This is a genomic window from Bradyrhizobium sp. (assembly GCF_036009065.1).
Lineage (GTDB): Bacteria > Pseudomonadota > Alphaproteobacteria > Rhizobiales > Xanthobacteraceae > Bradyrhizobium.
Map to the genome: position 1 here is coordinate 1 of NZ_DASYMN010000453.1, position 10,117 is coordinate 10,117.

Annotated in this window: 11 protein-coding genes; 7 read left to right on the forward strand and 4 right to left on the reverse strand. The window is 66.1% G+C overall.

Annotated features, from left to right (window positions below):
- A partial coding sequence (locus tag VGP39_RS27085) for a carboxymuconolactone decarboxylase family protein (RefSeq protein WP_327571168.1) occupies positions 1 to 294 on the reverse strand: 294 nt, incomplete at its 3' end.
- A gap of 161 nt (positions 295 to 455) precedes the next feature.
- Here VGP39_RS27085 and VGP39_RS27090 point away from each other — a divergent pair.
- The gene (locus tag VGP39_RS27090; RefSeq protein ID WP_327571169.1) at positions 456 to 3,053 is read left to right on the forward strand and encodes a TIGR02302 family protein; all 2,598 of its coding nucleotides are present in this window, start codon (positions 456 to 458) and stop codon (positions 3,051 to 3,053) included.
- Between the two features lie 288 nt (positions 3,054 to 3,341).
- Here VGP39_RS27090 and VGP39_RS27095 read toward each other — a convergent pair whose 3' ends face one another.
- Positions 3,342 to 3,719, reverse strand: a complete 378-nt coding sequence (locus VGP39_RS27095) for a response regulator (protein WP_327571170.1) — start codon at positions 3,717 to 3,719, stop codon at positions 3,342 to 3,344.
- Positions 3,720 to 3,722: 3 nt separating this feature from the next.
- A complete protein-coding gene (locus tag VGP39_RS27100) occupies positions 3,723 to 4,562 on the reverse strand; it encodes an MJ0042-type zinc finger domain-containing protein (protein ID WP_327571171.1) in 840 nt (279 codons plus the stop codon).
- Between VGP39_RS27100 and VGP39_RS27105 the strand changes: the two genes are divergently transcribed.
- From VGP39_RS27105 to VGP39_RS27125, 5 genes are all read left to right on the forward strand, one after another.
- Entirely contained in the window at positions 4,561 to 4,710 is a 150-nt protein-coding gene (locus VGP39_RS27105; RefSeq protein ID WP_327571172.1) for a hypothetical protein, read from the forward strand. The genes VGP39_RS27100 and VGP39_RS27105 overlap by 2 nt on opposite strands.
- A gap of 2 nt (positions 4,711 to 4,712) precedes the next feature.
- Positions 4,713 to 5,372, forward strand: coding sequence for a cell division ATP-binding protein FtsE (gene ftsE / locus VGP39_RS27110; RefSeq protein WP_327571173.1), 660 nt, complete (start codon positions 4,713 to 4,715; stop codon positions 5,370 to 5,372).
- Positions 5,373 to 5,381: 9 nt separating this feature from the next.
- The gene (locus tag VGP39_RS27115) at positions 5,382 to 6,347 is read left to right on the forward strand and encodes an ABC transporter permease (protein ID WP_327571174.1); all 966 of its coding nucleotides are present in this window, start codon (positions 5,382 to 5,384) and stop codon (positions 6,345 to 6,347) included.
- A gap of 76 nt (positions 6,348 to 6,423) precedes the next feature.
- Positions 6,424 to 7,140: a YdcF family protein gene (locus tag VGP39_RS27120; protein ID WP_327571175.1), complete on the forward strand. Its 717-nt coding sequence runs from the start codon at positions 6,424 to 6,426 to the stop codon at positions 7,138 to 7,140.
- Between the two features lie 11 nt (positions 7,141 to 7,151).
- A complete protein-coding gene (locus VGP39_RS27125) occupies positions 7,152 to 7,925 on the forward strand; it encodes a 1-acyl-sn-glycerol-3-phosphate acyltransferase (protein WP_327571176.1) in 774 nt (257 codons plus the stop codon).
- A 136-nt stretch (positions 7,926 to 8,061) separates the two neighbouring features.
- On the opposite strand, the gene VGP39_RS27130 is transcribed toward VGP39_RS27125, so the two are convergent.
- Positions 8,062 to 8,622, reverse strand: coding sequence for a gamma-glutamylcyclotransferase (locus tag VGP39_RS27130; protein ID WP_327571177.1), 561 nt, complete (start codon positions 8,620 to 8,622; stop codon positions 8,062 to 8,064).
- A gap of 101 nt (positions 8,623 to 8,723) precedes the next feature.
- On the opposite strand from VGP39_RS27130, the gene VGP39_RS27135 reads away from it, so the two are divergent.
- Entirely contained in the window at positions 8,724 to 9,911 is a 1,188-nt protein-coding gene (locus VGP39_RS27135; RefSeq protein ID WP_327571178.1) for a DUF2125 domain-containing protein, read from the forward strand.
- The last annotated feature ends 206 nt before the right edge of the window (positions 9,912 to 10,117 follow it).

A 10,117-nucleotide genomic window follows, 5' to 3' on the forward strand; every position in this document is an offset into this window, starting at 1 on the left:
CATGAAGACCTCGCGGATTTCGTCCTTGCTGACGCCGTTGACCAGCGCGCCCTTGATGTGCACCCGCAATTCATGCGGCCGGTTCAGGATCGAGATCATGGCGAGGTTGAGCATGCTGCGGGTCTTGCGCGGCAATTCCTCCCGGCCCCAGATCGCACCCCAGCAATATTCGGTGACCAGTTCCTGGAACGGCTTGTTGAAGTCGTCGGCGTTCTTCAGGGCGTTGGCGACATAGGCCTCGCCCAGCACCGCTTTACGGATTTCCAGCCCCTTGTCGTGCGTTTTCTTGTCCATGATGTTTCCTTTTGTTGGCTCGCGGCGAAGGTTACGGGGTCGAACGCTTCCCGTCACGCTTTCGTGTTATGCGTGTTTTGGAGTGTGGGTTGTGCGTGGCGGCACGTGCCTCATTGCCGCCGCCGTGCTAGGGTGCTGTTTCGGCAAATCCGGAGCTATTGTTGAACGGCGCGACCCCCGACCCGACCAAGCCAACCCGCGACATCGAGGCCGTTTCCCGGCTGCGTCTGGCGGAGGCCCTGCAGCGGGCAAAATTCGCCATCGCGTGGGAGCGGAACTGGCCGCATCTGGCGCGCCTGCTGACGGTTGCCGGGCTGTTTCTGGTGGTGTCCTGGTCCGGACTATGGCTGGCGCTGCCGCCAATTGCGCGCGCCATCGGCCTTGGCCTATTCGCGGCGCTGGCGCTGGCCGCGCTGGTACCCTTGTTGAAGTTCCGCTGGCCGGGCCGCGAAGCGGCCTTGAGCCGGCTCGATCGCGGCACCGGCATCCGCCACCGCCCGGCGACCGCGCTGACCGATACGCTGGCCACCCAGGATCCGGTGGCGCAGGCTTTGTGGCAGGCGCAGCGCGAGCGCACTCTGGCCTCGATCAAGCGCATCCGCGCCGGCCTGCCGGCGCCGCGGCTGACGATCCACGATCCCTGGGCGCTGCGCGCGCTGGTCGCGGTGATGATGGTGGCAACCTTTGTCGCCGCCGGGGAGGAGCGCACCGCGCGCGTTACTGCTGCGTTCGATTGGGACGGCGTGCTGGCGCCTGCCAACATCCGGGTCGACGCCTGGGTGACGCCGCCGGTCTACACCGGCAAGCCGCCGGTCATCCTCTCCGCCGCCAACAAGGATGCCGCTACCGCCCCTGCCGCCGGACCGCTGCCGGTGCCGGCGGGCTCGACGCTGATCGTGCGCTCGAGCGGCGGCAGCCTCGATGTGGCGGTCGGCGGCGGCCTGACCGAGGCGGCGCCGGCCGAGCAGGCGCCCAAGGGCACCAACGAAAAGCATTTCACCATCGCCGGCGACGGCACCGCGCAGGTCCGCGCGCCCGCGGGCCAGCCGGCATGGAAATTCAGCGCCGTTGCCGACCGCGCCCCCAATATTGCGCTGGCGAAGGATCCCGAGCGTCAGGCCCGCGGCTCGCTGCAGATGTCCTACAGAATCGAGGACGATTACGGCGTCACCGAAGCGCAGGCGCGTTTCGCCGCCCGTCCCGGGGAAGCTGCGAAGGGCGCCGCCGCGGCCCGGCCGCTGTTCGATCCGCCGAAATTCGCGCTGGTGCTGCCGAATGCGCGTACCCGCAACGGCGTCGGCCAGACCGTCAAGGATCTCAGCGAAGATCCATACGCCGGCGCCGACGTCACGCTGACGCTGACGGCAAAGGACGAGGCCGGCAATGAGGGCAGGAGCGAGCCCTTCAACATGCGGCTGCCGGAACGGCTGTTCACAAAACCCTTGGCGCGGGCGCTGATCGAGCAGCGCCGCATTCTGGCGCTCGACGCCAACCAGAATTGGCAGGTCTATGCCGCGATCGATGCGCTGATGATCGCGCCGGAATTGTTCACGCCGGAAGCCGGGCAGTATCTTGGCCTCTACAGCGTGGCACGGCAGCTCGAGGCCGCCCATACCGACGAGGCCATGCGTGCGGTCGTCGCCAGCCTGTGGGCGCTCGCGGTCACCATCGAGGACGGCAACATCACCGATGTCGATAAGGCGCTGCGCGCAGCACAGGAGGCGCTCAAGCAGGCCCTGGAGCGCGGCGCCAGCGACGAGGAGATCAAGAAGCTCACCGAAAATCTGCGGGCGGCGCTGGACAAGTTCCTGCAGCAGCTCGCCGAGCGGTTGCGCAACAATCCGCAGCAGCTGGCGCGGCCGCTCGACCCCAACACAAGGATGCTGAGCCAGCAGGATTTGAAGAACATGCTGGATCGCATGGAGCGGCTGTCGCGCTCCGGCGACAAGGACGCCGCGCGGCAATTGCTCGAGCAATTGCAGCAGATGCTGGAAAACCTGCAGATGGCGCAGCCCGGCCAGAACGGCGACGACGACATGGAGCAGGCGCTCAACGAACTCGGCGACATGATCCGCAAGCAGCAGCAACTCCGCGACAAGACCTTCAAGCAGGGCCAGGATTCGCGACGCGATCGCATGCGCGGCAACAAGCAGGGCGATCAGAGCATGAGCGACCTGCAGCAGGACCAGCAGGGCCTGCGCGACCGGCTCAAGAAATTGCAGCAGGAACTGGCCAAGCGCGGCATGGGACCCAAGGGCGAGAAGGGTCAGAAGGGCCAAAAGGGCCAGCAAGGCCAAAAAGGCCAGCAAGGCCAACAGGGCCAGGACGGCGACCAGGGCGACCAGGGCGACGGCGACGACAATCTAGGCGATGCCGACAGCGCGATGGGCGACGCCGACGGCCGGCTCGGCGAAGGCAATGCCGACGGCGCGGTGGATTCGCAAGGGAAGGCGCTGGACGCGCTGCGCAAGGGCGCACAGAGCCTGGCGCAGCAAATGCAGCCGGGCGACGGCGACGGGCAGAACGATGGCCCCGGCAACCGTGCCGGCCGCCAGCAGAGCGGCGGCCGCGACAGCGATCCCTTGGGCCGGCCGCTGCGCGGCCGCGAATTCGGCGACGACCTGACGGTGAAGATCCCCGGCGAAATCGACGTGCAGCGGGTGCGCCGCATTCTCGAGGAACTGCGCCGCCGCCTCTCCGATCCGCTACGCCCGCAGATCGAACTCGATTACATCGAGCGCCTGCTGAAGGATTACTGACGCACCCAGCCGCGTCATGCGCGGGCTTGACCCGCGTATCCATCGTTCTTCGCAATATTTTGCGAAAGAGTTTTTTCCGAGCCACGCATTCAGCCGTCATCCGGAGGAGCCGCGCGCTTGCGCGGCGTCTCGAAGGATGGAAGCAGGCGCTTGTAGCCCATCCTTCGAGGCTCGCCGAAGACGGCGAGCGCCTCAGGATGACGGCAGTGTTGGTTGGTGGCAGAGGTGTGAATCGAGTAGGGCCAAGCCCGGCAATGACGAGAGGCATCGCGTACCGCGCGCTGCCAATTACTCGCTCTTCCTTGCCGCCAGCGCGTCGGCGACGGCGGTGCGGATGTCGGCGACCGAGAAGGGCTTTGTCACCACGTCGTGGACGATGGCGCTGAGGCCGGAGGCGCGTTCGCGCTGGTCGGCAAAGCCGGTCATCAGCAGGATGGTCAGGCGGGGAAAGTCCCGCGCCGCCGCCAGCGCCAGCGCGATGCCGTCCATGACAGGCATCTTGATGTCGGTGAGCAGCAGGTCGAACGCGCCTTGCTCGCGGGTGAGGATCTCCAGCGCCTCGGCGCCGTCCTCGGCGGTGACGATGTCATGGCCGTCCATCGCAATGGCGCGCGCCACCAGCAAGCGCATCGAGTCTTCGTCATCGGCGATCAGTATGCGAGCCAAGGCTCACGCCCCGCCGGCGGCGATGTCCCGCTTGTTGAAAAAGCGCACGTCGATGTTGCGGCCCTCGGGCGGCGGCGAGGCGAGGCGCGACTTGAACCAGGCCTTTTCGCCGGGTTTCAGCACCGGCTGTTGCAGCACCGCATTCCAGGCGTAGATCTCGGCCCCCTGGGCATCGCGCACGGAAAATCTCAAGCGCGGCAGCTCGACCGGCTTCTTGCCTTCGCCGAGGATCATGCCCTCGATCACGAGCACCGGTTTGCCTTCGACGTTTTCGCTTGTGATTTTCACATCCTTGAACACCAGCCCGCGCAGGTTGACGTCGAGGCCGGCCATTTTGTAGAACGCCGCCGTCTGCGGCAGCAGCCGCACCACGTCATTGCGCCATATCAGCAGCGCCACGACCAGCGCGCCCATCGCGGCGCAGACGGTCGCAAGGCTGACCGAGGGAAGGCCGAACGAAAACGCAGGTGTTAGGCGCCGCAGCAAAGACCGTCGCGGTGGCCGCGTGGCTCTCGCCTCATCGCGCCGGTTGGGCTCGCCGCCGTCTTCGCCATTAGTTGGCCATTCGGCCGATATCGAAGGGCTTTCGACCACCGGCGTCTCATGCTGCTGCTCAATTTCGCGCTCGGCAGGGCTGTTCTGGCCGGCCGCCAGCGCCGGATTTGGCGCCTGATCGCCGCCGCCCGCCATGGACGGCACGCGTGCCTGGATGTTCACCGCGTCCCCGGGCCGCGCCAGCCAGACCTGCTTGCAGCGCGAGCAGCGCACGGTACGCCCGGCCGCTCCCAACGTGGAAAGGTCAATGGCGTAGGTTGTCGTACAATGGGGGCAAATGATGTGCATGAGCGAATCGCCGGAAATGACGCTGCCCGCAGGCTACAAGCCGACCGTTAACGAATCGGAAACCATAACAGCCGCACAACCGGTGGGTGGGGTACGCGGCCGAGAAAAAGGGTTCCCGCTGCACGCGCGCGGCCTCGAACGGAGCTGAGCTTGGTCCGGTTCGAAAACGTCGGCCTGCGCTACGGACTGGGTCCGGAGATTCTGCGCGACCTCAGTTTCGAAATCCCGGCGCATTCCTTCCAGTTCCTCACCGGCCCCTCCGGCGCCGGCAAGACCTCGCTGTTGCGGCTGTTGTTCCTGTCGCTGCGGCCGACCCGCGGCCTCGTCAACCTGTTCGGACAGGATGTCTCGCTGCTCGGCAAGGACGAGATCGCGGGCTTGCGCAAGCGCATCGGCATCGTGCTGCAGGATTTTCGGCTGCTCGACCATATGACCACCTACGAGAACGTGGCGCTGCCGTTCCGGGTGATGGGGCGTGAGGAATCCAGCTATCGCCGCGAGGTCATCGACCTGTTGAAATGGGTCGGCCTCGGCGAGCGGATGGACGCGCTGCCGCCGATCCTGTCCGGTGGCGAGAAGCAGCGCGCGGCGATCGCGCGCGCGGTGATTTCGCGGCCGAGCCTGCTGCTGGCCGATGAGCCGACCGGCAACGTCGACCCGACGCTGGGGCGGCGGCTGCTGCGGCTGTTCATCGAATTGAACAAGTCCGGCACCGCGGTGATCATCGCGACCCACGACATCACCCTGATGGACCAGTACGACGCGCGGCGAATGGTGCTGCACCAGGGCCGGATCCATTTCTATGAGTAAGCGATTTCCATGAATAAAGATCGCAACGAGCGCGACCCGTTGATGGATCTCGGACACGAGCGTCCGCAGGTGCCGGTGAAGGCGCGCAATTTGTCGCCGATCGTGCCGCGCGCCTCGATCGCGGGCCGCGCTTTGATCGCCGTCGTTGCCATCATGACCTTCCTCGCGTCGATCACCACAGGCGCGGTGCTGCTGGTAGCCGCGTCGGCGGCGGAATGGCAGTCCGACGTGGCCAGCGAAATCACCGTTCAGGTCAGGCCGGGACGCGACATCGAGCGCGACGCCGTCGCCGTTGCCGACGTGCTGCGCACGCAACCGGGCATCGTCGAGGTCAGGCCCTTCACCAAGGAGGAGTCGGCAAAACTTCTGGAGCCGTGGCTCGGCAGCGGCCTGTCGCTCGACGAGCTGCCGGTGCCGCGCGTCATCGTCGCGCGGATCGCGCCGGGCGCCGTGCTCGATCTGCCCGGACTGCGCGGCCGGGTCGCGCAGGCGGCGCCTTCCGCCAGCGTCGACGATCACCGCGCCTGGATCGAGCGGATGCGGTCGATGACTGGCGCCATCGTGTTCGCCGGCGTCGGCATCCTGGCATTGGTCATCATCGCCACCATCATTTCGGTGTCGTTTGCCACCCGCGGTGCGATGGCGGCGAACCGGCCGATCGTCGAAGTGCTGCACTTCGTCGGCGCCGGCGACCGCTACATCGCCAACCGCTTCCTGCGGCATTTCCTGCGGCTCGGCCTCGAGGGCGGCATCATCGGCGGGGTTGCCGCGATGCTGCTGTTCGGCTTCTCCGAATCCATCGCGGGGTGGTTTTCCGGCACCCCGGTCGGCGATCAGTTCGGCGCGCTGCTGGGGACGTTTTCGCTGCGCCCGTCGGGCTATCTGGCGCTGGCGGCGCAAGCGGTGCTGATCGCGGCGATCACCGCCATGGCGTCGCGGCGAACGCTGCTGGCGACGCTGGACGACATAGACTGACCCGGCCTGCCGCAAGTGCGTTTGCGGGGGCGGCTGTGGACTCCACTTCGCCTGAAAACGCACTAGACTTGGGTCAATGAATTCGCAGCCCGACCAGGATCCGCCTGACGCATCGCCGGCGCCGCCGCGGGGATGGCTGCGCGCGACCATCGTCGCAGCGCTTGCGATGGTGTTCGTCGGCGCAGGCGTCGGTTTCGTCGGTTTCCTGTCGCAACTGCGCGCGGTGGAAGTCAGTCCCGCCAGCAAGGCCGACGGCATCGTGGTGCTGACCGGCGGCTCGTCGCGCGTCTCCGATGCGATGGAATTGCTGGCCGGCGGCTACGGCAAGCGGCTGCTGATTTCCGGCGTGCATCCCACCAACGCCGCCAGCGACATTTCGCGCTCGCTGCCCGACAACCAGTTCTTGCTCGGCTGCTGCGTCGATCTCGACCGCTCCGCCGTCAACACCCGCAGCAATGCGGCGGAAACCCGGCGCTGGGCCCGCGAGCGCGGCTTCAAATCCTTGATTGTGGTGACATCGAATTACCACATGCCGCGGGCCATCGTGGAGCTGTCGCATGCGATGCCGGATGTGGAGCTCATTCCATTCTCGGTGATCGGCGACAAATGGCGCGACGAGCCATGGTGGACGAGTGGCGCGACCTTGCGGTTGCTGCTATCGGAGTATGCGAAATATGTCGCCGCCGAGGTGCGGGTCCGCCTCGCCGATCTCGGTCTCGAAATGTCGCCCGAGTTCGGCGAGCAGCCGGCCGGATCGCACAAGCCCAAGGCGGCGGCGACGGCAGCCAACTGATCGGGTTCTGAATGGTTTCGATTTTCTTGCGTTCGCTGGTCTACAACGTGCTGTTCTATCTGGTGCTGGCGTTCTGGGTGGTCGCCGGCCTGCCGACCCTGCTGATGCCGCGATGGGGCGTGGTGACTATCGCGCAATGGTGGGCGCGCATCAGCATCTGGCTGATGCGCGTGATCTGCAACACCAAAGTGGAATATCGCGGGCTCGAGAAAATCCCAAAGGGACCGCTGATCGTCGCATCCAAGCATCAGTCGATGTGGGAAACCTTTGCGCTGCTGCAGTTCTTCGATCAGCCGCTGTACATTCTCAAGCGCGAATTGAAATGGATGCCGTTTTTCGGCTGGTACCTGATCAAGACCAACATGATCGGGGTCGATCGCGGCGCCGGCGGCCGGTTGGTGCTGGAGATAGCGCGGCGCGCCGGCGAGGAAGTCCGGCGCGGCCGCCAGCTGATCATCTTCCCGGAGGGCACCCGCACCGCGGTGGACGCGCCGCCGCGCTACAAGACCGGCATCGGCCAGATCTATGTCGATTGCGGCGTCACCTGTCTGCCGGTTGCGCTCAATTCCGGGTTGTTCTGGCCGCGCCGGAATTTCATGCGTTATCCCGGAACGCTGGTGGTCGAATTTCTCGATCCATTGCCGCCCGGCCTCACCCGCGCGGAATTTCTCGCGCGGGTCTCCGCCGTGATCGAGGAAGCCACCAACCGCCTGGTCGCCGAAGCACGGCGGGAGCAGGCCCAACTGTTCGGCCGGGTGCCGAGTTCGGTGAAGGCGGAGAGATAGGCTCTGAGTCGTCCCCGAAGGCGGGGACCCAACCCCTGGCGTCGATGATTGCAGACTGCATCTGCCCAGTGCCGAAACGACAGCACACGGCGTATGGGTCCCCGCCCTTCGCGGGGACGACGGCGAATTTGCCGCATTACTCGTGCAGCATCGCCGCGAGCTGATGCAGTTGCGGGTCGCGAAAACCTTGCGCCTCGATCGATTTGACGGTGGCGAGCACGTAGTCGCGGTTGTTTCCGGAGCGGCCGTGCCCTTGGCTGACCAGGCGCAGCTGTTCGGCCAATGACAGCCTGCCGGCATATTGCACGTGGCCGCGGTCGACCACGAAAGTGAGCGCGCCGACCCGTTGCCGGGCCTGGTTTTCCAGCCACACCGATCGCATCACCTCGCGATAGACATTGGTGGTCTGCTCGCGGCTGCGCAGATACTCGATCGTATCGCTGCGGCGCCTGGCCGCGATCCGGAACGCGACGCCGCGGCAGGCGCCGCCGCGGTCGAGCCCGAGCACGAGGCCGGGCTTTTCCGGGGTGCCGCGATGGTCGAACGAATAGACGCAGAGCGCGCGGTGCTCGCCGATCAGCCGCGCCGGGACCTGCTCGATGAATTCAAAACCCGGCCGCCACATCAGCGAGCCGTAGCCGAACACCCACAGGTCGGCTTTGGACGGTCTGGTTCTGGACAGGGCTTTGGCCGACATGGCGGCACGGCTAGCAGAATTTCACGGCGGGTGAAAATGCGTTAACATGATGGCGCGCATGCACCGCGCAATTGACAAGATTGTCCGATCAAGGTCGCCGCATGTCCGCTATCGCCGCCGGCCCACGCAAACAGAAGCTGTGGCGCCTTTTCCTGATGCCCGTCCTCGTGCTTGTCGCGGCCATCGCGTGGAGCGCGTTCTGGTTCTATGCGGCGTCGAAAGTCGACGAGAGCGTCGATGCCTGGCGCGCCCGCGAGGCGCAATCCGGCCGCCTCTACGACTGCGCCAGGCGCTCGGTAGCCGGTTTTCCGTTCCGCTTCGAGGTCAGATGCAGCGGCGCCAGCGTGGCGCTGGCGTCGCAGACCGCGGGCGGGCCGCAGGCACCGGTCACGGCGCGGCTCGGCGACATCCTGGTGGTGGCGCAGGTCTACGATCCCAAATTGCTGATCGCGGAATTCACCGCGCCTGCGAGCATTTCCGGCGGCGGCGTGCAGCCGCTGACGGTGACCTGGAGCAAGGCCCGCAGCAGCATCGTCGGGCTTCCCGCCGTGCCGCAACGCGCCGCCATCGTGTTCGACGATCCCGCCATCGATCGCACCGACGCTTCGGCGCAGACGCCGCTGGCGCGCGCCAAACATGTCGAACTGCACGCGCGCCTCGCCGACGGCGCGGCGCAGGAAAATCCGGTGATCGAGACGGTGCTGCAGATTGCCGGCGGCAGTCTGCATGACCTACATCCGCTGCTCGCAGAACCCTTCGATGCCGATATCCGCACGCTGCTCAGCGGCCTGAAGGATTTTTCGCCAAAGCCGTGGCCGCAGCGGTTTCGCGAAATCCAGGCGGCGGGCGGCCATGTCGAGATCGCCCAGTCGCGGATCGCGCAGGGCGACCTGATCGCGGTCGCCACCGGCACGCTCAGACTCAACGCCGGTGGCCGCATCGACGGTGAATTGCAGATGACGGTCGCCGGGCTGGAAAAGGTGATTCCGGCGCTCGGCATCGACAAGATGCTGGAGCAGGGCGTGCCGCAGGCAACGCTCGACCGGGTAGCGCCCGGCCTAAGGACGCAAGACATCAATAGTCTGATGGGCGCGTTGAACCGGGCCGTTCCGGGCCTCGGCAACGTCGTCAAGCAGAACGCCAATGTCGGCGTCGCCGCCGGCATCAACGCGCTCGGCAGGGAAGCGGTTCTGGAAGGCAGGAAGGCGCGCGCATTCCCGCTGCGCTTCGTCGACGGCGCGGTGTTTCTCGGCCCGCTCAAGGTCGGCCAGGTGCCGCCGCTGTTTTGAAGTTTCGTGTCCCGTGCGCGATGCAGCGCGTAGCTCTTGCGAAGCGCTGCTTCGCAGAACCGGGACCTAGAGCACGCTGTTTTTATACGGAAACATATCCAGAGTTTTTAAAGTAGTTGAGGCACTCCTCCTTGGAGAAGAGATCGAGGAGTTTGCCGACCTTTCGCCACGTTGCCTCGATGTCGCGAGGCTCAGCGGCGCGCATC